Raw genomic sequence first — 458 nt, 5'->3', positions numbered from 1 at the left:
GGGCTTGACCAACAAGCCGAGGAAGCGGGCAGGATGTAACAGAAATGGGGCGGAACAAGCTTGCTTGTGGAGAACCATTTATGGTACAGACTGAACATTTGCGAAGCAAATGACATCGAACGACGGAGTCGTGAGATGACCACCGCTGGAGTATCGGTACGCAGGTTAAAATTGATTCAAAGAGTTTGATTAACGATCAACAAGCATGTATGTAGTTTTTAAGGTACAAACCTTAATTAAATATTTAAGTAATCCTCCTTAGCTCAGTCGGTAGAGCATGCGGCTGTTAACCGCAGTGTCGTTGGTTCGAGTCCAACAGGGGGAGTTTTTTTATGGGGCTGTCGCATTAGCAAATATTTTTGCTGGGCGGCAGCCCCGTTTTATGCCAAAATGGCATCGAAATTGATTACCATTTTGATGCCATTCTTTACAAGCGCAGTTCGTCCCTAAGCATCCCT

General features: G+C 45.2%; 1 tRNA gene. It reads left to right on the top strand.

Annotated elements, in window-relative coordinates:
• The first annotated feature begins 252 nt into the window (after positions 1 to 252).
• Positions 253 to 325: transfer RNA gene (locus GPK58_RS11550), tRNA-Asn, on the top strand.
• Positions 326 to 458: the final 133 nt, after the last annotated feature.

The organism is Blautia sp. MCC270, from assembly GCF_018785605.1.
Classification (GTDB): domain Bacteria; phylum Bacillota; class Clostridia; order Lachnospirales; family Lachnospiraceae; genus Blautia_A; species Blautia_A fusiformis.
Note: the sequence above shows the minus strand (reverse complement) of the source record. Positions and strands in the feature narration are given on the sequence as shown.